The organism is Streptomyces sp. NBC_00490 (assembly GCF_036013645.1).
GTDB lineage: Bacteria > Actinomycetota > Actinomycetes > Streptomycetales > Streptomycetaceae > Streptomyces > Streptomyces canus_F.
Map to the genome: position 1 here is coordinate 5,080,071 of NZ_CP107869.1, position 22,665 is coordinate 5,102,735.

15 protein-coding genes, 1 tRNA gene and 1 riboswitch are annotated in these 22,665 nt (G+C 72.5%); of the genes, 8 read left to right on the plus strand and 8 right to left on the minus strand.

Annotated features, from left to right (window positions below):
• The first annotated feature begins 200 nt into the window (after positions 1–200).
• Both OG381_RS22955 and OG381_RS22960 read left to right on the plus strand, forming a co-directional pair.
• Positions 201–962, plus strand: a complete 762-nt coding sequence (locus tag OG381_RS22955; RefSeq protein ID WP_327717961.1) for a TetR/AcrR family transcriptional regulator — start codon at positions 201–203, stop codon at positions 960–962.
• A gap of 280 nt (positions 963–1,242) precedes the next feature.
• Complete coding sequence (locus tag OG381_RS22960) at positions 1,243–3,153, plus strand: sigma-70 family RNA polymerase sigma factor (RefSeq protein WP_327717962.1); 1,911 nt, start codon at positions 1,243–1,245, stop codon at positions 3,151–3,153.
• A gap of 43 nt (positions 3,154–3,196) precedes the next feature.
• On the opposite strand, the gene OG381_RS22965 is transcribed toward OG381_RS22960, so the two are convergent.
• On the minus strand, positions 3,197–6,532 hold the full coding sequence (locus tag OG381_RS22965; protein WP_327717964.1) for an ATP-binding protein: 3,336 nt from the start codon (positions 6,530–6,532) through the stop codon (positions 3,197–3,199).
• A gap of 344 nt (positions 6,533–6,876) precedes the next feature.
• The gene (locus OG381_RS22970; RefSeq protein ID WP_307028836.1) at positions 6,877–8,976 is read right to left on the minus strand and encodes an asparagine synthase-related protein; all 2,100 of its coding nucleotides are present in this window, start codon (positions 8,974–8,976) and stop codon (positions 6,877–6,879) included.
• A gap of 684 nt (positions 8,977–9,660) precedes the next feature.
• Between OG381_RS22970 and OG381_RS22975 the strand changes: the two genes are divergently transcribed.
• The 4 genes from OG381_RS22975 to OG381_RS22990 all read left to right on the plus strand — a co-directional run bounded on the left by OG381_RS22975 (position 9,661) and on the right by OG381_RS22990 (position 14,824).
• Complete coding sequence (locus OG381_RS22975) at positions 9,661–11,085, plus strand: MFS transporter (protein ID WP_266890456.1); 1,425 nt, start codon at positions 9,661–9,663, stop codon at positions 11,083–11,085.
• Between the two features lie 64 nt (positions 11,086–11,149).
• Positions 11,150–12,391: an L-2-hydroxyglutarate oxidase gene (lhgO, locus tag OG381_RS22980; RefSeq protein ID WP_443061922.1), complete on the plus strand. Its 1,242-nt coding sequence runs from the start codon at positions 11,150–11,152 to the stop codon at positions 12,389–12,391.
• A gap of 195 nt (positions 12,392–12,586) precedes the next feature.
• Complete coding sequence (gene trmB, locus OG381_RS22985; RefSeq protein ID WP_327717965.1) at positions 12,587–13,399, plus strand: tRNA (guanosine(46)-N7)-methyltransferase TrmB; 813 nt, start codon at positions 12,587–12,589, stop codon at positions 13,397–13,399.
• 114 nt (positions 13,400–13,513) lie between these two features.
• Positions 13,514–14,824 carry a PrsW family intramembrane metalloprotease gene (locus OG381_RS22990; protein ID WP_327717966.1) on the plus strand — a complete coding sequence of 437 codons (1,311 nt, stop codon included), beginning with the start codon at positions 13,514–13,516 and terminating at the stop codon, positions 14,822–14,824.
• Positions 14,825–14,945: 121 nt separating this feature from the next.
• Here the strand turns inward: OG381_RS22990 and OG381_RS22995 are convergent, their stop codons facing one another.
• The 6 genes from OG381_RS22995 to OG381_RS23020 form a co-directional block, all read right to left on the minus strand.
• On the minus strand, positions 14,946–15,890 hold the full coding sequence (locus tag OG381_RS22995; protein ID WP_327717967.1) for an aldo/keto reductase: 945 nt from the start codon (positions 15,888–15,890) through the stop codon (positions 14,946–14,948).
• A gap of 157 nt (positions 15,891–16,047) precedes the next feature.
• On the minus strand, positions 16,048–17,109 hold the full coding sequence (locus OG381_RS23000; protein WP_327717968.1) for a M23 family metallopeptidase: 1,062 nt from the start codon (positions 17,107–17,109) through the stop codon (positions 16,048–16,050).
• Positions 17,110–17,120: 11 nt separating this feature from the next.
• Positions 17,121–17,278: riboswitch (cyclic di-AMP (ydaO/yuaA leader) on the minus strand.
• Between the two features lie 244 nt (positions 17,279–17,522).
• Positions 17,523–18,608, minus strand: a complete 1,086-nt coding sequence (locus OG381_RS23005) for a PP2C family protein-serine/threonine phosphatase (RefSeq protein ID WP_327717969.1) — start codon at positions 18,606–18,608, stop codon at positions 17,523–17,525.
• Positions 18,609–18,716: 108 nt separating this feature from the next.
• A tRNA-Met gene (locus OG381_RS23010) sits at positions 18,717–18,790 on the minus strand.
• A 75-nt stretch (positions 18,791–18,865) separates the two neighbouring features.
• Positions 18,866–20,089 (minus strand): alginate lyase family protein, encoded by a 1,224-nt coding sequence (locus OG381_RS23015; RefSeq protein WP_443061923.1) that lies wholly within the window; start codon positions 20,087–20,089, stop codon positions 18,866–18,868.
• Between the two features lie 91 nt (positions 20,090–20,180).
• Positions 20,181–21,296, minus strand: a complete 1,116-nt coding sequence (locus OG381_RS23020; protein ID WP_327717970.1) for a dihydrofolate reductase family protein — start codon at positions 21,294–21,296, stop codon at positions 20,181–20,183.
• Positions 21,297–21,365: 69 nt separating this feature from the next.
• Between OG381_RS23020 and OG381_RS23025 the strand changes: the two genes are divergently transcribed.
• On the plus strand, positions 21,366–21,878 hold the full coding sequence (locus OG381_RS23025; protein WP_327717971.1) for a MarR family winged helix-turn-helix transcriptional regulator: 513 nt from the start codon (positions 21,366–21,368) through the stop codon (positions 21,876–21,878).
• A 134-nt stretch (positions 21,879–22,012) separates the two neighbouring features.
• The gene (locus OG381_RS23030) at positions 22,013–22,654 is read left to right on the plus strand and encodes a GTP cyclohydrolase II (RefSeq protein ID WP_307028820.1); all 642 of its coding nucleotides are present in this window, start codon (positions 22,013–22,015) and stop codon (positions 22,652–22,654) included.
• Positions 22,655–22,665 lie beyond the last annotated feature (11 nt).

The following is a 22,665-nucleotide window of genomic DNA, read 5'->3' on the forward strand; positions in this document are numbered from 1 at the left end:
TCGGGGGGCGCTCCGTGCGGAACCTGCCCCTTCTGAATTGACCCCCTCTCAACTATGTTCGTGTGTCGACGGGGTGTAGGGGGATGCACTCATCGGATCCGCGACGGGCGGTCCGTGAAGCGGTTTGTTCCCCATAGCGCTCCGGCTTTCAGTGGCGGGGAAAGTCTCCGGGGGGAGACGTCATTACCGGGGGATCGCTTATGCATGTTCAGGACTCTCATTGGTCTTCCGCGTCTGCCATCGGACCAGGTGGCGGAGCGATGAGCGCGGCGGTGGGGAACGGACGCGACGGTTCGCGTTCGACGCCGCTGCGCGTGGACGCACAGCGCAATCTGGAGCACGTACTGCGTGCGGCGCGCGAGGTCTTCGGCGAGCTGGGGTACGGCGCGCCGATGGAGGATGTGGCGCGACGCGCGCGGGTCGGTGTCGGCACGGTGTACCGGCGCTTCCCGAGCAAGGACGTCCTGGTGCGCCGGATAGCCGAGGAGGAGACCTCCCGGCTGACGGACCAGGCGCGTACGGCGCTCGGTCAGGAGGACGAGCCGTGGTCGGCGCTGTCGCGCTTCCTGCGGACGTCGGTGGCCTCGGGTGCCGGGCGGCTGCTGCCGCCGCAGGTGCTGCGGGTCGGGGTGGCCGACGAGCACGAGGACGGTGCCGGGTACGACGAGGCGCGGGTGCCGCAGCAGCGGACGCAGCCGGGCTCGGGTGAGTTGCGGCTGGTGTCGGAGAACTCGGGGAACGGGGTCGAGGACGACTCCGGGGCGGCGGCGCTGCTCGACGTGGTGGGCCAGCTCGTGGAGCGGGCGCGGACGGCGGGTGAGCTGCGGGCCGATGTGTCGGTGTCGGACGTGCTGCTGGTGATCGCGACGGCGGCGCCCTCGCTGCCGGATGCGGCGCAGCAGGCGGCGGCCTCGGCGCGGCTGCTGGACATCCTGCTGGAGGGTCTGCGGTCGAGGCCGTAGTAAAGGCCGCTTGACGCGGTGCCTCGATCAGGTGACGACGAGGTGTGGGTGCTGCGCCGCCCGCGCCTCGTTCGCATGCCCGGATTTCCCGGCATGTCCCCAACTCTCGCTCATGACACGAGAGTTGAGCCTTCCCCGGATGGGTGACGGCTAGTACTGCGGTGCGGCAAAACCCCACGGACGAGTGGAAGCCCCGCACAGCCGGGTTCTGACCAAAAGCCAATATGGCACGCTGACCCGGTGTTCGTGACTGGTGGGCAGGCGGCGGGGGCTTTCCGCGATGGGCGTTGACGGGCGGGACGAGTCACAGGGCGAGGGGGACGCGGAGGCCGGTGGCCTGGCGTCGCCCCAGGTGCCGAGCCAGGGGGGCCGGGCGGGCCGCCCGCCGGTCGGCGCAGACCCGATGGAGGGCAGCGTCCCGACCCAGCGCGACCGCCGCGAGGACGGCGTCCTGCCGCCGCCGATCGAGCTGCCGCCCGGTGACGCCGACCTGATCGGCCGGATGCGCGCGGGCGACGACACCGCCTACGAGGAGCTGTACCGGCGCCATGCGGACGCGGTCCGCCGGTACGCCCGCACCTGCTGTCGTGACGCCCACACCGCGGACGACCTCACCGCCGAGGTCTTCGCCCGCATGCTCCAGGCGGTGCGCGGCGGCTCCGGCCCCGAGTACGCCGTACGCGCGTACCTGCTGACGACGGTCCGGCGGGTCGCCGCGAACTGGACGAAGTCAGCCAAGCGGGAGCAACTGGTCGACGACTTCGCGGTGTTCGCCGCACAGTCCACGCGCGTGACCGATGTCTCCGACGACGACACGCTGGACCTGGGCGCCGATGTGCGCGCCATGCACGTGGCCGAGCAGTCCATGGCCATGCAGGCCTTCCGGTCGCTGCCCGAGCGCTGGCAGGCCGTGCTGTGGCACACCGAGGTCGAGGACGAGTCGCCGAGCGATGTCGCCACCCTCTTCGGGCTCGACGCCAACGGCACGCGTGTGCTCGCCAGCCGCGCCCGCGAGGGCCTCAAGCAGGCCTATCTCCAGGCCCACGTCAGTGCCGCCCTCGCCGACGACGAGGAGTGCGCCCGCTACGCCGACCAGCTCGGCACCTATGCCCGCGGCCGGCTGCGCACCCGTGCCGAACGCGGGTTGCGCAAGCACCTGGAGGAGTGCGCCAAGTGCCGCCTCGCGGCCAGCCAGATCGCCGAGGTCGCGAGCAGCATCCCCGCCGTCGTGCCGGTCGCGGTCATCGGCTGGTTCGGTACCGCCGGGTACGCCAAGGTCGCCGCGCTCATCGCCGGTGGCACGGGAGCGGGCGCGGCGGGTGTCGCGGGCGCGGCGGTGGCGAGCGGCGGCTCGTCGGGCGGCGCGGGCGCGGCAGGCGGTGCGGCGGCCTCGGAGGGCGTGGGCATGCCGGTGAAGGTCGGTATCGCCGCCGGTGCGCTGGTCGCGGCGGGTGTCGTGGTGGCGCTCGCCCTGTCCGGCAACGACACCCCGGCCGACGACAAACCCGTGGCCCAGCCCCCCGCGACCGCACCGGTGGTCAAGCCCGCCGAGAACATCCCCGAGCCGCCGAAGAAGGAGCCCGCGCCCGCGCCGCCGGTCATCGCGCTCGAGCCGACGCCGACGCCCACCCCCACACCGGCCCCCAAGCCCAGCCCGACCCCCACACCGGCGCCGAAGCCCACCCCGACGCCGAAGCCGAAGCCGACCCCCAAGCCCACCCCCACCCCCACACCGACGCCGCCTCCCCCGCCCGCGCCGGCCGTCTACCAGTGGAGCGAGCTGGCGTACGACATCAACGGCGACGGCACCCAGCCGGAGATGCGTATCTCCGAGAGCAGCTGGGTGTGGCAGCGGTGGGGTGTCTCGGTCGGCGGCACGCGGTACGAGCACGGCGTCACCGTGCACGGCCGGTCCTCCGTCACCATCGACCTCAACCGGGAGTGCGCCTCCTACGATGCGACGGTCGGCGTGGACGACATGGCGCTGGGGCTCGGCAAGGTCTACTTCTCCGTCTACGCGGACGGGGTCCAGCTGTGGAAGTCCGGGCTGGTCGAGGGCGGGGACGCGGCGGTGCCGGTCCATGTGAACCTCGCCGGACGCGAGACCGTACGGCTGGTGGTGGAGCCGCACAGCTCCTTCGACGACCTGGCGCTCGCCGACTGGGCGGAGTCGAAGTTCAGGTGTGCGTAGCGCCGGGCGGACTCGGTGCCGGGCGGATGCGCGGGGCTTCGCCTCATGACGCCGCCGTGTCCGCGGAGTGGGTGCGCAGGGCCTCGTCGACTTCGCCGAGCACGTCGTCCGGGGCGAGCGCCGAGCCCTTGGCGCACTCCGCCGTGTAGCGCTCGTCGCCGAGGGCCGCGCGGGCGTCGGCCTCGGCCCGTTCCGCAACCGTGCCCTCCGGCATGGGGCGCGGGAGCCCGTCGCGCCAGCGGGTGGCCGCGGCGAGCAGGCGGGCGGCGCGTGCATGGTCACCGAGGCGGGACATCAGGTCCGCCGTGCCGTCGGCGAGCGCCGCCTTCATCGCGTCGGAGCAGCGCGTCTCGACCGCCGTCCGCAGCGCTTCGGCCAGTTTGGGCAGAGCGGTCCCTGGGCCGGACACGGCCGCCGACACCATGGCGTCGACTGACAGCAGCATGACCCTGAACTGCGGTGGCGGAGTCGCCCGCCCGACGGCGTCGCGCGCCTCTTCGTACAGGTCGCGAGCGCGGTCGATGTCCTTGTCGTCCAGCGCCATCAGGGCCAGCTGGAGCAGCACGAACGCCCGGGAGTCCGCCACGGCGTACCGCTCGGCGGCGGCGCTCGCCTCGTCCAGGGTGGCCAGTGCCGTCGTACGGTCGCCCGCGCGGTAGGCGATCTCGGCGAGCCGGGCGAGGAGGAACGGCGTTTCGGTGTGGGCCCCCACCTCGTGGGCGAGCCGCAGGGCCTCCTCGTACTCCCCCTTGGCCTCCTCGAAGCGGCCCCGCGCCATGGCCGCCTCACCCGCGGCGCTGCACACCTGGGCCCGCAGCCAGCGGTCGCCGACCCGCCGGCTCAGCACCCTCAGCTCCGCCAGGTCGCTGTCGATGCCGGGCATGCCGCCCGGGGAGTCGACGACCATGTGCGCGCGGAACATCAGGATGACACCGGTCTCCCAGTCGCCGCCGTGGGCACGGCAGTTGGCGACCGCCCTGTCCAGGACGGGCCGGGCGTCCTCCCTCGGGGCGGGAGGGAGGAAGACCGTCACCGGCCAGGCGAGGCCGGGGAGACGGGCCGCGTGAGGGCCGCCGCTCCCGAAGTGGTCCCGGATGCGTGCCACGTACCCGTGCATCCGCTCGTCCAGCCCGTCCAGGGGCGGTTCGACCTCGGCCATGAGAAAGAGATGCAGCATCCGGAGGTCCATCCGCAGGGCGTGCAGCGGGTGGTGCCTCTCGCCGTCCGGGTCGGCCAGGAAGGTGTCGACGGGGTCCAGGGACGTCATCAGGGAGCACGCCGCGTCCTGCTCCGCCGGGAGCGTGCTCCCGGCGGCGTCGAGGGCCGCGCCCAGCCGCAGCACCTGGCCGGTCCAGTCCGCGCCCTCCCTGCGGTAGTTCCGCAGCCACCAGAACCAGGTCATCGCGACGGCCAGGGCACCGGCCTCCGCCTCGTCGCCTGCCTCGACCGCGCGGTGGAGGGCCGCGCGGATGTTGTCCAGCTCCGTCTCCAGGCGGGAGATCCACGGGAGCTGGCCGGCGGAACGCAGCTCGGGCTCGGCCTCCTCGACGAGGGCGCGCACCCACGCTCGGTGCCTGCGCAGGGCGTCGGCGCGCGCCTGAGGGGCCTCGGCCGCGCGTTCGACCGCGTACTCGTGGATCGTCTCCAGCATGCGGTAGCGCATGGCGTCACCGGTCCGCTCGCACGGGGCGGCGACGATCAGGGACTTGTCGACGAGCGCCCCGATCAGCTCGGCGGCGGGGCCGGTGCACACGGCCTCCGCGGCGGCGAGGTCCCAGCCGCCCGCGAACACGGACGCCTCGCGCAGCACCGTCCGCTCCCGCTCGTCGAGCAGGTCCCACGACCAGTCGACGACCGCGCGCAGGGTCTGCTGGCGGGGCAGGACCGTGCGGCTTCCCGAGGTGAGGAGGCGGAAGCGGTCGTCGAGGCGGTCCGCGATCTGGCGGGGGGTGAGCAGCCGCAGCCTTGCCGCGGCCAGTTCGATGGCGAGCGGCAGTCCGTCGAGGCGGCGGCAGATCTCGGTGACGGCCTCGGTGTCGCGGAGGACGGCGTCCGCGTCGGGGCGGACCGCCGTCGCGCGCTCGGTGAAGAGGCGGTGCGCCTGGGCGGGGAGGAGGGGCTCGACCGGGCGCACGGACTCGCCGGGGACGCCCAGGGGTTCACGGCTGGTGGCGAGGATCGTGAGCCCGGGGCAGCGGGTCAGCAGGGTCTCGGCGAGGTGGGCCGCCGCTTCGATGACATGTTCGCAGTTGTCAAGGATCAGGAGTTGGCTGCGCGGGGCGCAGTACTCGACGAGCAGGGCGAGCGGGTCGTCCTGCCGGTCCGTCAGCTCGGTGGTGATCAGCTTGGTCTCGCGCAGACCGAGCGCGCTGACCACCGCCCCTGGCACCGCCTCCGGCCGGTCGAGCGGCGCCAGCTCGACGAGCCACGCCTCGGGGCGCCCGGCGGCGGCCTCCTCGGCGAGACGGGTCTTTCCGGAGCCGCCCGGTCCGGTGAGGGTGACGAGGCGGGCCCTGTGCAATTCGGAACGGATGGCGTCGAGTTCGGGTTCCCGGCCCACGAAAGAGGTAAGGCGCGGACGGAGGTTGCCGCGACGGGTGGCGGGCGCCGGGGTGTGGGGGCTCACGGGATCCGGGTGGGCCGGTGTCGGAGGGAGAGCGGGTGCCGGGGTGAGCAGTTCGGCGTGCAGGGCGCGGAGTTCCGGGCCGGGGTCGGTGCCGAGGCCCTCGGACAGGGTGCGGCGGGCCGACTCGTACGCGGCGAGTGCGTCGGCGTTGCGGCCGGTGTCGCGCAGGGCGCGGATGAGGAGGGCGTGCAGCGGCTCGTCGTACGGGTGCGCGGTGGTCAGTTCCGTCAGTTCCGGTACGGCGTCCTGGGCTCGGCCGAGTCTCAGGGCCGCGTCGGCCCGGGCGCGCAGCGCTTCCAGGCGGCGGGTCTCCGGGCGGGTCGCGGGGGTGCGGTCGGGGAGGTCGGCGAGGGCGGGGCCGCGCCACAGGGTGAGGGCCTCGTCCAGGGCGTGGGCGGCGGCTCGGGGGTCGTCCCGGTGGAGGGCCGCGGTGCCCTGGCGGGTGAGCCGTTCGAAGACGAAGAGGTCTACGTCGTCGTGGGTCGCGGTGAGGCGGTAGCCGCCGGGGGCGGAGGTGATCGTGTCCTTGCCGAGGGTGCGGCGGAGGCGGCCGACGAGGGCGTGGAGGGCGGCCGGGGCGTCCTGGGGTGGGGAGTCGGCCCAGATATCGGCGATCAGGGTGTCGGGGGTGGTGACGGTTCCTGGGCGGAGGGCGAGGGCGGTGAGCAGGGCGCGTAGGCGGGGGCCGCCGAGGGGTACGACGGTGCCGTGGTCGTCCTCGGCCTGGGTGACGCCCAGGATTCTGTACCGCACCGGGTCATTGTCGCCGGGGTGACTGTGGGGGGCACAGGTTTTCGGGACCTGGGCGTGGGTGGGTGCGGGGTGGTGGGGGTGCGCGCCGGGCTTTTCTCGCCCCCGCCGCCCCTACCCGTCCCGTCCCTGGGGGCTGCGCCCCCAGACCCCCGCCGTCGGCCCTGAAGGGGCCTCGTCCTCAAACGCCGGACGGGCTGAGTTGGCCTTGGCCTCGGGCCCCGGACTGGCTGTAGAGCACAGACCGGCATCGTGAGGCGAAGCCCCCAGCGGGTGGGTGGGGGTTTGGGGCGGTGCGGCTTCGGCCTCGGACGTCGGACGTCGGGTCGGTCACGAGCGGCTCGTCCCTAGCCTCTCCTCGCCGTCGCTCCCGCCCCCAGTGCCCCCCGCTGGGGTGTGATCCCCGCCGGTACCGCGCGGGCGCGTGCCGGAGTTCCTGTCCAGCAGGTTCCGCGGCGGGCCAGCAAGCGGCGGAGCCAGAGTTCCAGGGAGACCAGGTCGGCGAGGCCGTCGAGGGGGAGGGGTTCGCCCTCCGCTGCCGCGCGGAGCGCCTTGCGGACGACCCTTGCCTCCACCAGGCCCGCCTCGGCGAGCAGGGGTGTGCCGAACAGGGACATCAGGGAGTCCGCCGCCACCCGCAGGCCGGTGCGGGCCGCCACCGCCGCCGAGGCGTGGGACGGTGCGCCCCAGCCGGGCGGGAGGTCGGTGATGCCCGCGCCCTGGAGGACCGTGCGCAGGATCGCGGCCCGTGCGCCCGGTTGGACCCGCAGCGCCTCCGGGAGGGCCCGGCAGGCTCGGACGACCTGGTTGTCGAGGAACGGGGCGTGCAGGCGTTGGAAGCGGATCTCGGCGGCCTGCTCCAGGATGCGCACATCGGCGGCGGTCCTCGCCAGTGCCGCACGCGCGCGGTAGTCGCCGGGGCGCTGGCCCGGGCCGACCCCGGAGCGGCTCGTCGCACCCTGCAGGCGAACCGATACTTCAGCCAGCGCCTCCCCCGTCAGCCAGCGCGCCGCGGGGCCGGGTCTGGCCCAGGACAGGGCGGCCAGTGACGCCCCCACGGCACCTCCGGGCTCGTCGAACCGGCGGTCCATCAGCCGGTCGGCGAGGACCTCCAGGCCCGTCCGGTACGGCGTACGGGCGAGGCGGCGTGCCGCCCCGTACACGCGCGCGGGGACCATCACCGAGCCGTCCGCCTTCGCCAGCGCCGCCACCGGGCGGACCAGATGCCGTCGCTTGCGGTCCATCAGGAGGTCGGCCAGGCGGGCCGGGTGTGCGTCCAGGACCTGGCGGGCGCCGTATCCCGTGAAGTGGTCCGCGCTGCCCGACGCCAGGCGCGCACGGTGGCGGGCCGCCGTCACCAGGGAGGGGCCCGGCTCGTCCGTCAGCGGGCCGTCCAGGTCGGCGTACGGCAGTGTCTCCTCGCCGCCGGCCACCACCACGTGGTGCAGCCGCGGGTTGGCCGCCAGTGAGCCCGCCCGCTCCACCTCGGCCTCCCGCCCGCGCACCACCAGGTCGTTGAAGGTGACCGCCAGCAGTCGCTCGCCCGCGCCCGTGCCGTGCCCCAGCACCGTCCCCGGCATGCCCGGCAGGCCGGCGGCCAGCAGCGCCAGCGTGCCCGACGCCGGGCCGCCCGACAGGTCCGCCCCGATTCCCGGGACCGGCATCCCGCGCGCGGCACGGCGTTCGGCGGGGCCCATCCCCGGGACCGGGCCCGGGTCTATGTCGGCGCCGGGCACGTGGCGGGGCGCCGACAGACGCGCGCGTACCGCCTCCACCAGCGCGTCCCGCACCGCGTCCACCGCGCTGTCCGGGTCGGCGGAGGGTGCCGCCACCGCGAGGGAGGCGACCGCCTCGTACCCCGCGATCTCACGCGCCCCGTTGCGCAGGATCAGCGCGTGCCCCGGCGGAATGCGCCGTACGCCGTCGTACGGAGTGGAGTCGTGCAGCGCGGCCGGGACGTCGGGGGCCGCGAGGAGGGCCGCGAGATGTCCGAAGTCGAGGTTGGCCTCGATGAGGTCGGCCAGCGGGAGGGCCGCCGTCGCGTAGGCGGTGCCGCCGGCCCAGGGGGTGTAGAACACCGGGCGGGCGCCCGCGAGATCGCCGCTGACGGTGATCCGGCGGCCCACCTGGACGACGGCCGTGTAACTGCCGGACCAGGCCGTCAGATGCCGCAGGGCGCCTCCGCGCGCGGCGAAGAGACCGACCCGCAGTTGTTCGTCCGTCGCCCCGCAGGTACCGAGGACGGCGATTCGATTCTGCGCGTCGGCCTTCACCACCCGCACCTCGTCGGGACGCCAGTCCCCGACCGCCCACAGCGGATCAGGGTCGCCCCACAGCAAGTGGGAACCCACCGGATGCACGGTCTCGCCGTCGCCTCCGGTCGCCCCCGCGGAGCCGATCACGGCTGCTCCCGCTGCGGTGCTGCTCCACCCCACCAACCACCGCATGGACGCCTCCACAGACTGTGGACAACCAGTGCACCGTACGAACCGGTTCCCCATGCTGCCATGAAGGAGGCGCACCGGAGAGGCGGCGGAGCCGCTTGGGCTCCGTCGAATGCGCCCCCGCACACCTGCACGTGAGGAAGCGAACGCTCTTACGGGACACGGCGAGTGCGGCGCGAATGCGCCCCCGATACGCTCCCCCAAGACGCCCTTCGCGCCGTCAATTTCCATGGTAGGAGCGGTAATTGCCCTGGAGATACGGGGTCTGTTTTCAGCCAACTTGGCGGAGCGGGGACAGGCTCGCGCACGCTCCGTACAGGCTCTGCGCACCGCATCGGTAACGCGCAGTCCGGGGAACGGAGTTCGCCCCCCGGACCGTTCCGCCACCCGCGGGGATGGAGGTGGCGGAATCCCCCAGCCCACTGGATCCAGTACAGCGGGCCGACCCACGCACGATCCATGCAACCGCTCCCCCGATGGCCGGAGAAGAGCGCACGCACGGGCGCACGGCCACACAAGCGGGGGCACGCCGCGACGGTGCGTAAGGGGGCCGTACGTGCGTACGGACCACAATCCCGCCATCCGGAACAATGCCTCTTAACGCATGGGATGCGGCGAACTACGCTGGGTTTACGAATGCCGCGTGGTTATGCCAGCGCGGCAGCCGTCTGTGTCGAGGGGTGGCTCATGTCCAGGGAGCAACGCGGGCCGAACGAAAAACTCGGCGCCGTTCTCGCCCTCGCGGGAATCAGCAACGCAGGGCTCGCGCGACGCGTCAACGATCTTGGCTCTCAACGCGGGTTGACTCTTCGCTACGACAAGACCTCGGTGGCGCGCTGGGTGTCCAAGGGCATGGTGCCCCAGGGCGCCGCGCCGCACCTCATCGCCGCCGCGATCGGCCAGAAGCTCGGCCGCCCGGTGCCGCTCCACGAGATCGGTCTGGCGGACGCGGATCCCGCGCCCGAAGTGGGCCTCGCCTTCCCCAGGGACGTCGGACAGGCCGTCCGCTCGGCGACGGAGCTGTACCGGCTCGACCTCGCCGGCCGCCGTTCGGGCGCCGGTGGCATCTGGCAGTCGCTGGCCGGATCGTTCGCGGTAAGCGCATACGCAACCCCTGCCTCACGGTGGCTGATAACCCCGGCCGACAGCTCGGTCGCGCGCGAGATGAACTCCGCGGAGGCATCCGGCGCACCGCTCAAAGTCGGCCACAGCGATGTGCAGAAGCTGCGGGAGGCCGCCGAGGACGCCAGGCGCTGGGACTCCAAGTACGGAGGCGGCGACTGGCGTTCGTCCATGGTGCCGGAGTGCTTACGGGTGGAGGCGGCACCGCTGCTGCTCGGCTCGTACTCCGACGAGGTGGGCCGGGCGCTGTTCGGCGCCTCCGCCGAACTGACCCGTCTCGCGGGCTGGATGGCCTTCGACACCGGTCAGCAGGAGGCAGCCCAGCGGTACTACATCCAGGCGCTGCGACTGGCCCGCGCGGCGGCCGACGTACCCCTCGGCGGGTATGTGCTGGCGTCGATGTCCCTGCAGGCGACCTACCGCGGGTTCGGCGACGAGGGCGTGGACCTCGCGCAGGCCGCGCTGGAGCGGAACCGAGGGCTGGCGACCGCCCGCACCATGAGCTTCTTCCGCCTCGTCGAGGCACGTGCACACGCGCGTGCGGGTGACGCGCAGGCGGCGGGGGCGGCGCTGAAGGCGGCGGAGGGGTGGCTGGAGCGGTCCCGGGACGGGGACCAGGATCCGTCGTGGCTGGGCTTCTACTCCTACGACCGGTTCGCCGCGGACGCCGCGGAGTGCTACCGCGATCTGAAGGCGCCTCGCCAGGTGCGGCGGTTCACCGAGCAGGCCCTGTCGAAGCCGACGGAGGAGTTCGTCCGGTCGCACGGGCTGCGGCTGGTCGTCTCGGCGGTAGCGGAACTGGAGTCCGGCAATCTCGACGCGGCGTGCGAACAGGGGGTGCGCGCCGTGGAGGTCGCGGGGCGTATCTCCTCGGCCCGGACCACCGAGTACGTCAAGGACCTGCTCCATCGGCTGGAGCCGTACGGTGACGAGCCGCGTGTGGTGGAGCTGCGGGAGCGCGCACGGCCTCTGCTGATGGCTCCGGCCTAGGCCGACAGGGCCTGGGAGCGGGTCCGCCCTCATCCCCGCGTTTGAAGGCACTGTCAGTGGCGCAGTGCACTATCGGAAGCGGGAGGTGGTGCAGGTGCGGGCGGAGGTCGCTTACGACTGTGACGTGCTCGTCATCGGGGGCGGGATCGTCGGGCTGTCGACCGCGTATGCGATCACTCGGTCCGCGCCGGGGACGCGGGTGACCGTTCTGGAGAAGGAGCAGGGGCCGGCCCGGCACCAGACCGGGCGCAACAGCGGGGTCATCCACAGCGGGATCTACTACCGGCCGGGATCGCTGAAGGCGCGGTACGCCGTCACGGGCGCGGCCGAGATGGTGAAGTTCTGCGCGGAGTACGGGATCGCGCACGCCGTCACCGGCAAGCTGATCGTCGCGACCGAGCAGGCGGAGCTGCCCCGGTTGCACGCCCTGGTCCAGCGGGGCCGGGAGAACGGGATTCCGGTGCGCGAGCTGGGACCCGCGCAGATCATGGAGTACGAACCGGAGGTGCGTGGCCTGGCGGCCATACACGTCGGGACGACCGGGATCTGCGACTTCGTCGGGGTCGCCCGGCAGCTGGCGGAGGCCTCGGGGGCGGACATCCGGTACGGCGCCCGGGTCGTCCGCGTCGACCGGCGGCCGGAGCTCGGGGTGGCCGTGCGGACGGCCGACGGGGACATCGTGCGGGCGCGGGTGCTGGTGAACTGTGCCGGGCTGCACTGCGACGAGGTGGCGCGGCTGACCGGGGACGAGCCCGGGATGCGGATCGTGCCGTTCCGGGGCGAGTACTTCACGCTGGCGCGCCCTGAACTGGTCAACGGGCTGGTGTATCCGGTGCCCGACCCGGCGTTCCCGTTCCTCGGCGTGCATCTCACGCGGGGGATCGACGGCGGCGTCCACATCGGGCCCAACGCGGTGCCGGCGCTGGCCCGGGAGGGGTACGGGTGGGGGGTCGTACGGCCTCGGGAGCTGGGGGCGACGCTGGCCTGGCCGGGGTCGTGGCGGATAGCGCGGCGGCACTGGCGGTACGGGGCGGGTGAGCTGCGGCGGTCGGTGTCCAGGGCGGCGTTCGCGGATGCGGTGCGCAGGCTGCTGCCGGCGGTCGAGGACGGGGATCTGGTGCCGTCTGCCGCGGGGGTGCGGGCGCAGGCGGTGCTGCGGGACGGGACGCTTGTCGACGACTTTCTGATCAAGGAGGGGCCGCGGACCGTGCATGTGCTGAACGCGCCGTCTCCGGCCGCGACCGCCTCGCTGCCGATCGGGCGGGAGGTGGCGAGGAGGGCGCTGGCTGCGCTGGGGGGCGTGTGACGGGACGGGGTGTGGTTGCGGTGCGGGGGTTCTCGCCCGTCGCCCCTACCCGTCCCATCCTCCAGAGGCGCTGCCCCTTCGACCCCGGCCTCTGGGGGCTCCGCCCCCGGACCCCCGTCGGCCCGAAGGGCCTCGTCCTCAAGCGCCGGACGGGCTGAGATGGATCGCCCCCCGCCCCGTAAAATCGGCCTCACTGTGTCTGACTCCCGCAACGCGCCCGACGCGTCCCAGTCCGCCCACGCCCCCGGTGAGCCCGTCCGGCACACCCGGGCCAAGGGTGAGCCCCGTTTTCCCGACGGGCCCAAGCCCGATCCGGCCGGGTCGCACTTCGAGCGGCGGATCCGGAGTTTTCAGCCGCGGCGGAGCCGGGTGACGGCGGGGCAGGCGGACGCGTTGCAGCGGCTGTGGCCCAAGTGGGGGCTGGACATCGACGGACAGCAGGTCTTCGACCTGGCCGAGCTGTTCGGGAACGACAACCCCGTCGTGCTCGAGATCGGGTTCGGGATGGGCGAGGCCACCGAGCGGATGGCGGCCGCCGACCCCGGCACCAACATCCTCGCCGTCGACGTGCACACCCCCGGTCAGGGCAACCTGCTCAACCTCGCCGACCAGAGCGGCCTCTCCAACGTCCGCGTCGGCAACGGCGACGCGATCATCCTGCTGCGCGAGATGCTGGCCCCTGACTCGCTGGACGGGCTGCGCGTCTTCTTCCCGGACCCGTGGCCCAAGAAGCGGCACCACAAGCGGCGGCTGATCCAGCCGGAGTTCCTCAGCCTCGCCGCGACCCGGCTGAAGCCGGGGGCCGTGGTGCACTGCGCCACCGACTGGGAGCCGTACGCCGAGCAGATGCTCGAGGTGCTCACGGCGCACCCGGACTTCGAGAACACACAGGCCGACGGCGGTTTCGCGCCCCGTCCGGACTACCGGCCGCTGACCCGTTTCGAGGGCCAGGGACTGGACAAGGGACATGTCGTGAACGACCTGTTGTTCCGTCGCGTACAGCGGTAGGACAGCAGTAAGGGCGGGAGCAGGAACCGCACGACGACCAACCCCCCCCCACCGGCGCCCGAGACCACCTCGCCCACCTGCGGGCGGCGCCCCTGACTCGTTAGGGTCGATGCCGTGGCCACCTTTCCCCCGTACCCGACGCATCCCACCGGTCCCCCCGGCGAGGGTGCGCTCCGGCACGCGCACTGGTGGCAGCGCAAGTGGGTCCGTTACGGCGCGCTCATCACCCTGCTCGCGCTCTCCGGGCTCGTCATCCTCGCCCTGGTGCGCGAACAGACCGGCACCGAGGGCTTCCTGGTCGGGCTCGGCCTCGCGATCCTGCCCGTGCCGCTGCTGATAGCCGCCTTCCGCTGGCTGGACCGGGTCGAGCCGGGCCCCTGGCGGAATCTGCTGTTCGCGTTCTCCTGGGGCGCCTGCGCGGCGGCGCTGATAGCGATCGTCGCCAACAGCTTCGCGACCAGATGGATAGCGACGGCGACCGCGGATCCGTCCAGCGCCGACACCCTCGGCGCGACCGTGATAGCGCCCGTCGTCGAGGAGACCGCCAAGGCCGCGGCCGTCCTGCTCGTCTTCCTCTTCCGCAGACGGGACTTCACCGGGATCGTCGACGGCGTGGTGATAGCAGGGGTCACCGCCACCGGCTTCGCCTTCACCGAGAACATCCTCTATCTCGGCACCGCCTTCGGCACCGACCAGCTCACCGGCGACAGCGGCATCGCCTCCGTCACCGCGGCCACGTTCTTCGTCCGCGTCATCATGTCGCCGTTCGCACACCCGCTGTTCACGGTCCTCACCGGCATCGGCTTCGGCATCGCGGCCCTGTCGGCGGACCGCCACCACGTGCGCCGGGTGCTCCTGCCCCTGTCCGGCCTGCTGCTCGCGATGGGCATGCACGCCGTCTGGAACGGCTCCTCGACCTTCGGCGAGTACGGCTTCTTCGCCGTGTACGCGGCCTTCATGGTCCCCGCGTTCGGTCTGCTGACCTGGCTCGTCATCTGGACCCGGCAGCGCGAACTGCGCACCGTGCGCGAGGAACTGCCCGCCTACGCCGTCGCCGGCTGGCTCACCCCCGCAGAACCCTTCGCCCTCGGCTCGATGCGGGCCCGCCGGATCGCCCGCCAGTACGCCCGCGCCCACGCCGGGAAGTCGGCGGCGCGGGCGGTGGCGCAGTACGAGGCGTACGCGACGTCCCTGGCGTTCCTCCGGCACCGGGGGCGCCGCGGCCGGGCCGGCGCCGACTTCGTCGTACGGGAGCGGGAACTGCTGCACGAGTTGTGGGTACGGCGGGAGGCGGCGCGCCCGGCCCTGGACCACGCGGCCCGGATGACGGCACCGCCGACCCCGGTCGTGATCCCGCCGACGCACTGGCCCGTGCACGGCTACCCGGCGGTGCAGTACCCCGGCTACAACCCGTACCGGACCTGACGGCCGAAGCCACCGCCGAGACACCCCGCCGCGCTGTCGGTGCGGGTGTAGGCGACACTCCGGCGCCACTCCCCCGACACGCCCCGGCGAGCCGCACGCACCGCCGGACCGCGCAGCACTCCTAGGCCGACGCCTCCGTCAGCCGCGTCACCTCGTCCTCCGTCAGCCGCACCTCCGCCACCTTCAGCAGCGCCGGCAGCTGCTCCACGGTCCGTGCGGACGCGATGGGCGCCGCCACCGTCGGCCGGGCCGCCAGCCACGCCAGGGCCACCGTCGCCACCGGCACGCGGTGGGCCTCGGCGATGTCGTCGAGGGCGGCGAGGACCTTGCGGCCGCGTTCCGTCTCCAGGTGCTTGCCGGCACCGGCGGCGCGGGCGCCCTCCACCACCTCGCCCTCGCGGTACTTGCCGGTGAGGAACCCGGAGGCCAGCGCGTAGTACGGGACGGCGGCCAGTCCGGTCCGTTCGGCCAGGTCCTGGAGCTCGCCCTCGTACGTCTCGCGCGAGACCAGGTTGTAGTGCGGCTGGAGCGCCACGTACCGGGCCAGTCCCTCGCGCTCGGAGAAGGCGAGGGACGCCTCCAGGCGCTCGGCGGAGATGTTGGACGCGGCGATGTGCCGCACCTTGCCCGCCTTCACCAGTTCGTCGAGCGCGCCGATGATCTCCTCGACCGGCACTTCCACCTTGTCGAAGTGGGTGTAGTACAGGTCGATGTGGTCGGTGCCGAGGCGGCGCAGGGAGGCGTCCGCCGCCGCCTTGATGTTCGCGGCCGTCAGGCCCTGGAAGTCGGGGTGCTGGCTGACCTTCGTGGCGATCACGACGTCGTCGCGGTTGCCGCGCGCCTTGACCCACTTGCCGATGATGGTCTCGGACTCACCGCCGACGTTGCCGTCGACCCACGCGGAGTACGCGTCCGCCGTGTCGACGAAGTTGCCGCCCGCGGCCGCGTAGGCGTCGAGTACGGCGAAGGACTGTGTCTCGTCGGCGGTCCAGCCGAAGACGTTGCCGCCGAGGGAGAGCGGGAAGACCTCGAGGTCGGACGTGCCCAGCTTGCGAAGAGAAGTCATGTACGGGGTCAACGCCGGTGCGCGGACCGCTCTTCCGGAACGGCCGCAAAGTCTCCGTAAACAAGCGGAGGCAGGCGCTCCTGAACCGGTGACGGAAAAACCGGCGGCCCTGACGTCGGGGGGTGTGCGTCAGGGCCGCCGGTGGATCAAGAAAAACTCAGGGGGTGAGCCCCTTGCTCCGCAGCCACGCCATCGGGTCGATCCCGGTGGACGCGCCGCCCGAGTGGACCTCGAGGTGCAGATGCGCGCCGGTGACGTTGCCGGTCGCACCCACGCGCCCGATCACATCACCGGTGTTGACCTTCTGGCCCACGCTGACGCTGATCGAGGACTGGTGGGCGAACCACAGCTCGGTGCCGTCGTCGAGGGTGAGGACGGTCTTGTAGCCGTACGACCCGTCCCAGCCGGCCTGCGTGATGGTGCCGCTGTGGATCGCCTTGATGAGCGTGCCCGTGGGAGCCGCGAAGTCGAGACCCGTGTGGTACCCGGAGGACCACAGGGAGCCGGCCTGACCGAAGGTCGAGGTGATCGTGTACGAGGAGGTCGGCAGCGTGAACTGCTTCGCCAGCGCGGCGAGCCGCTTGGCCTCGGCGGCCTTCTCGGCCTCCGCCTCCGCCTTCTTCTTCGCCTCGGCGGCGTCGTCCGCGGCCTTCTTCAGCGCGGCGGCCTCGGCCTTGGCGGCCTCGTCGGCGAGGGCGCTCTGCGTGGCGAGCTGCGTCTTGTTCTCGACCTGCGTCTGCTGGCTCTCGGCCTGCGCCATGATCCGGTTGCGCAGCGTCTCGCCTGCGCCGGTGCCGGAGTCGGAGAGGCTGACCTGGGTCTTGTCCGTGACGGCCGTGGCGGCGGCCGTGGGGGCCGCGGCGAGGTCGCTGAGCGCGGTGGCCGAGCCCTGCGGTGCCTCCTCCTCGCCGGACACGAACGGAAGGTCGGGCATCGAGATGGAGACCGGCGGCTTGCCGGTGTTGGCGCTGGCCATGCCGGCCCCGCCGACGGCGGCTATGACACCGACGCCCAGGACGGTGGAGCTGCGGGCGAATCCCCCGCTGCGCTGCTTGGCGACCCGATGCTTGCCACGGACCGGTCGGATGGAGTCCTCGTTGGGATTCCACTCCTCCCGCGGACCCTCGTCGTGGTGGTAGCTGCCGTAGCCGAAGACATCGGTGGTGCTGCGCTGGCTCGGCACGTACGGGGCCTCGGGGGCAGGCCGGTTTGACGCCACGTGGGCGTGCTCCTTTCCTTCCTTCTCGCCTACCGGGTTAGCTGACGGGTTCGGAGCAGGAAGGTCTCCTACGCGCGTATACCGGCCGTGAGTTCACGGCGGCATCCGCGCGATTCACCCCAGGGTGGTGGTTCCCCGGCTCCCTTGCGGGATTAAGCGCGTGAGCACGGAGCCGTCTCTTGTGACGGCTGGGACGACCGCGCTGCGTTATCGAACGTTAATAGACCCGGACCATGGATTCCAAGCTGTTCTGCTTGATCATTAACCTTTTTCCGCTGGACGTACGGGTCCATGAGCGGTGAAAAACGGGCGAGTTGACCGCCCTCCGGTAAACTCACAGGTATTGACTGTATGTCAGTTGTTATGCGGAGGGCACTCACCCGATCACCCCACGTGATAAAGCCCCCCAACGGTCACGGCCGTCGTACGGCGAGCAGCGCCATGTCGTCCGTCATGCCGCCCCCCGTGTGCCGGCGCACCTCCCCGGCGAGCGCGGACAGCAGTGCCCCGGGAACCCGGAAGGCGCGTCCCGCGAGCCGTGCCGCCGGATCGTAGAACTCCCCGTACCGGTCCCGCGCCTCGGACAGCCCGTCCGTATACAGCAGCAGCGTGGCCCCGCCCGGGAAAACCGCCTCCTCCGCGCGGTCGGGCCAGCTCCCCAGCTCGCCCATGCCCAGCGGCAGCGCGGGCTCGGCGGCGGGCAGCGCCCGCACGGTGCCGTCGGGGCACAGCAGCAGCGGCGGCGGATGGCCGCGGTTGAGGACCCGCACCACCCCGTCGCCGTGCGGCAGTTCGGCGAGTACGACGGTGGTGAACCCCTCGACGGCGTCGAGCCCCTCGCGTCGCCTGCCCTCGCGCGCCAGCGCCCGCTCCAGCCGCCGCGCGACCGCCTCCAGCGTCGGCTCCTGCTCGGCGGCCTCCCGGAACGCCCCGATGACGACGGCAACCGCGGCCACCGCCCCCATGCCCTTCCCTCGCACGTCCCCCACCACCAGCCGCACCCCGTACGGACTGTCCTGCACCGCGTAGAGGTCCCCGCCGATGAAGGCGTCCCGCTGCGCGGCCTCGTACCGGACCGCGATGTCGAACCCGCCGATCCGGTCGTCGGGCTCGGGCAGCACCGCCCGCTGGGCGGCCTCGGCGATCTGGCGCTGGGAGGCGAGCCGCTGGTCGCCGCGGAGCACGACCCGGTTGAGGACGGCGGCCAGCACGGCGACGACCGCCACGGTGAGCGCCTCGGTGAGGGTGTCGGCGTCCAGCCGGAAACCGAACCGCATATGGACGGCGAAGGCGGCGATCAGGGCCACCGCCCCGGCGACGACGGTGCCGAGCAGTGGGTAGAGGGGCGCGGCGACCAGGGGGGCGGCGGTGAAGAAGGGGATCGCGGTGAAGTCCCGGGGGGTCAGGACGTCGTAGAGGACGCCACCGACGATCAGCAGGACGGGCAGCACCCGTAAGAGGGCGGAGACACGCCGTCCCGCCACCGCCGCCTGATCCACATGCCCAGGTTTCCCGGGCCGGGACCGGGCGGCGAGCCGTGTGGCCCGACCGGGGGAAACACTCAGGGCCGGAATCCAGTGAACTGGATTCCGGCCCTGAGCTGTGAGTAGCGGGGACAGGATTTGAACCTGCGACCTCTGGGTTATGAGCCCAGCGAGCTACCGAGCTGCTCCACCCCGCGTCGGTGAAACCAGCATACGCCATTCGCGGGACGCTCAGCACCACGGTTGCTTCGCGCCGCCGCTGACCTGCGTTTTCAGCTCCCGGGGTTGCCCGCGTGGGTCAGGGTCTCCCAGGACACGAACAGGTTGTCGGTACCGGCGGGCCGGGTCTCCTCGGCGAGCCGGTGGGCGGCCGGGACGGAGACGCCGAGGCGGTTCTCCAGGTGGTTGAGGGCGACCTCCAGGTCCGGGCCCATGTTCCGGTCCACCTTCCCGCCGCACAGCCACGCGGGCGCGGGTTCGCCGGACTGGTACCGGGCGTGGAAGGCGAGCGCCGACTTCAGCCGGTCCTTGACCTCGCCGTACAGGTCGACGCCCTGGTGCCAGGCGGTCTCGGCGATGTGGGCGGTGGCGGCGATGGAGTAGCCGACGTGCTTGAAGTTGCGGCAGGTCTCCTGGGAGACGCCGTCCTGGTACGTCTTCTGCCCGAACCAGTACGTCGTCAGTTTCGCCGGCGTGTTCACCCCGGATCCGGCCGGGGTGAGCGGCACCCGCCCGTCCTTCTCCAGGTAGAAGTAGGCGGGGACGCGCTCCCGGAAACGCTGGAGCGCGTGGTCGAAGGCCTGGTGGTCGTCGAGGAAGACGGCGATGCCGATGGCCGCGTCGGTCATCACGAGGTCCCAGTTGCCGTTGTAGTCGGGGACCTTGCGGGTGACGGCGGGCAGATACGCGGTCCGCAGCATGTCCTGGAACCGCGTGACCCGGTCCTGCGGCCATCCCGCGCCCTCGCTGTGCCGCACGATCTCCGCGGCCCGCGCCCAGGTCGCCCCGGCCCACCCGGTCTGCAGCCCGGCGTCCTCCTCGGTGTGCTTGCGCATCCTCGCCGACCAGGCATCCATGATCTCCCGCGCCTTGACGGCGTGCCGCTGCTTGCCGGTGACGCGGAAGAGGAGCGCCTGCGTATAGGCGGCGATCGCGTCCTCACGCTCCTGGACGCACCCGTGCGCGGGCCGGTCGGCGCGCTCCCCACCGGGACAGTCCACGCTCGCGTACGGCTCGGCCTGGTACTTGTACGCCCCGTACTTGCTGTCCCTCATGTCGAGGTACGCCTTCAGCCACGGCTGCTTCCCCGCGGTGACCTTCTCCCGTACGGCGTCCAGCTGGGCCTCGCTCACCAGCACACCGGGGTGCGTGAACGCCGCGTCCGGGGGCAGCGCGCGGGCCATGGTGCGGGTACCGGCGTCGGTGGTCCCACAGGCGGTGGCGAGAAGGGGGGCGAGCAGAAGGGCGACGGCGGCACGGAATCGGGCTGACCTCATGCAGGCAGCGTCACCCTGCAGGGAGCGGCGCGCAGGAAATGTTGGGCTGATCGGTCCGTCACCCGTCACCCGCCGCCCGAGCGGGTGAGGCTCAGCCCAGCAGAGGAAGATTCGGCCTCTTGGCCTGCTCCTCGAACTCCGGCAGCACCACGACGGACACCCCGGCGGCCGCCAGGAGCCCACTCCCGTCGGCCCCTTCCACGAAGGTGTCCGGCTCCCGCCAGGCCGTCACCACGCGCCGCACCCCCGCCTCCAGAATCAGCCGGGCACACGGTGCCAGGCGCGAGGCTCGCTGCGCGCACGGCTCCAGGCTGGAGTACACCGTCGCCGAGGCCAGCCTCGGATCCCCCGAGTCGATCTTCGCCAGCGCCGCCTCCTCCGCGTGGACCACGGGGTCGCCCCCCTCCCTGGAGTGCCCGCGCGCGAGTTCCGTGCCGTCGGCGGCGACCACCACCGCGCCCACGCTGAACGCGGTCCGGGACGGCGGGCACAGGGCGGCCAGTTCGCAGGCGAGGCGGAGCCAGTGGCGGTCGGCGGCACGGGAGCCGGGCGCGGTGGGCTCGTAGCGCATGAGGACGACGTCCTCGATCTGCCGGGACTCGACCAGGCGCAGGCGTCCGCCCTGGTAGGCGCCGGGTCCGAAGAGGCGGGGGGCGGTCGCGTCGCCGACGAAGAGGGGGGCCAGGACCAGTTGGAGCTCGTCCGCCAGGCCCTGCTGGAGGAGCTGGGTGTGGATCTTGCCGCCGCCCTCGACCATGAGGCGTCGCACCCCCCGGGCCCACAGGTCCGCCAGGAGGCCGGGCCAGTCCAGGTCGGCGCCCAGGCAGACCACATCGGCCGCCAGACCCGCCGCACGGGCCCGCTCCGCGCCCTTGTCCGTCGTATAGACGACCTTGTCGCCGCCGGTGTGCCAGAACTTCGCGTCGGGGTCCAGGTCGCCCGAGCCGCTGACCGTGACCTTGAGGGGGTACTCCGGCTTGCCCGCCGCCACGCGGGCCGCGCGCCGCTCGGGGGAGTTGACGAGCAGACGGGGGTTGTCGGCGCGGATCGTGCCGGCGCCGACGAGGATCGCGTCGACCGAGGCGCGGACCTCGTCGACGCGGTCGAAGTCGGCCGGGCTGGAGAGGAGCAGGCGGTCGGGGCCGGTGTCGTCCAGGTAGCCGTCGAGGGAGACGGCCGCGGAGAGGAGGACGTACGGGTGAGACATCGGGTGCGGTCCCTCTCACGGTGACGGGCGGGGCTTGGTTCAAGTTTGAAACAAACCTACACTGGTGGCATGACGACTCGCTGGCTCACTCCCAAGGAGCAGCGCGCATGGCGCGCGTACCTCGCCGCGTCGCACCTCCTCGAGGACGCGCTCGACCGGCAGCTCCAGCAGGACGCCGGCATGCCCCACCTCTATTACTCCATCCTCGCCAATCTCTCCGAGGCGCCGGAGCGGCGGATGCGCATGACCGACCTCGCCGAGGGGCTGAAGATCACGCGGCCCCGGCTGACGTACGCCGTAAACCGGCTGGAGAAGGACGGGCTGGTCGGGCGCGAGAGCTGCCGGTGGGACAAGCGCGGCAGCATCGCCGTACTGACCGCGGAGGGCTTGGCGGTGCTGGAGCGGGCGGCGCCGGGGCATGTGGAGACGGTACGCGCCGCCCTGTTCGACCGGCTCACCGCGGAGCAGGTCGGACAGCTGGAGGAGATCTGCGCGAGCATCGCCGACGGGCTCCAGGGGGACGAGGGCACCGCGCCCGAGGACGTCCCGTGGCGGCGGCGGTCCTCCCCTTCCTGCTCGTGACGGACTGTTCATGACGGGCCGGTCGTGACGAGCGCCATATATCTGTTGCTTCAAATTTAAAACATGGGTAGGGTCTCGAACCGTAGAGCTGCTTCAAATCTGAAGCAGATATGCCTGAGGACCGGAGTACCCGCATGACCGACATCCCCGCCGCAACCCAGCGCTCCCGTGTCCGCGTGCCGCTCCGCTTCGGGGACGGTTACAGCGTCGACTCCGAGCTGGTCACCTTCCACGGGCTGGCCGACGGCCAGGAGCACGTGGCGGTCGTCCTCGGCGACCCGGCCCCCGGCACCGTCCCGCTGGTGCGGCTGCACTCCGAGTGCCTCACCGGTGACGTCTTCGGCTCCGCCCGCTGCGACTGCGGCCCGCAGCTGCGCGAGGCGGTCGAGCGGATAGCCGAGCGCGGCGGCGTCCTGCTCTACCTGCGCCAGGAGGGCCGCGGCATCGGCCTCTACAACAAGCTCGACGCGTACGCCCTCCAGGACCAGGGCCTGGACACCTACGCCGCCAACACCGCGCTGGGCCTGCCCGAGGACGACCGCGACTACACGGCGGCCGCGCAGATGCTGCGGTCCCTGGGGATCGGCTCGCTGGACCTCCTCTCCAACAACCCCGACAAGGCGGGCCAGTTGCGCGACCTCGGCATCGACGTCCACGACCGGGTGCCGACCGGCGTCTTCACCACCGCCCACAACGTGCGTTACCTGCGCGCGAAGGTCCTCCAGACCCAGCACACGCTGCCGCTGGGCGAGTTGACGGAACTCAGCGTCGGCTGATCGGCTTCGCG

What these genes read in the sequence shown, in the direction of transcription:
- OG381_RS23030 (WP_307028820.1), top strand. Translation starts at nt 22,013, where the DNA reads ATGACCGACATCCCCGCCGCAACCCAGCGCTCCCGTGTCCGCGTGCCG.
- OG381_RS22970 (WP_307028836.1), bottom strand. Translation starts at nt 8,976, where the DNA reads ATGCGGTGGTTGGTGGGGTGGAGCAGCACCGCAGCGGGAGCAGCCGTG.
- OG381_RS23025 (WP_327717971.1), top strand. Translation starts at nt 21,366, where the DNA reads ATGACGACTCGCTGGCTCACTCCCAAGGAGCAGCGCGCATGGCGCGCG.
- OG381_RS23015 (WP_443061923.1), bottom strand. Translation starts at nt 20,089, where the DNA reads ATGAGGTCAGCCCGATTCCGTGCCGCCGTCGCCCTTCTGCTCGCCCCC.
- OG381_RS22995 (WP_327717967.1), bottom strand. Translation starts at nt 15,890, where the DNA reads ATGACTTCTCTTCGCAAGCTGGGCACGTCCGACCTCGAGGTCTTCCCG.
- OG381_RS23020 (WP_327717970.1), bottom strand. Translation starts at nt 21,296, where the DNA reads ATGTCTCACCCGTACGTCCTCCTCTCCGCGGCCGTCTCCCTCGACGGC.
- OG381_RS22975 (WP_266890456.1), top strand. Translation starts at nt 9,661, where the DNA reads ATGTCCAGGGAGCAACGCGGGCCGAACGAAAAACTCGGCGCCGTTCTC.
- OG381_RS22955 (WP_327717961.1), top strand. Translation starts at nt 201, where the DNA reads ATGCATGTTCAGGACTCTCATTGGTCTTCCGCGTCTGCCATCGGACCA.
- OG381_RS22960 (WP_327717962.1), top strand. Translation starts at nt 1,243, where the DNA reads ATGGGCGTTGACGGGCGGGACGAGTCACAGGGCGAGGGGGACGCGGAG.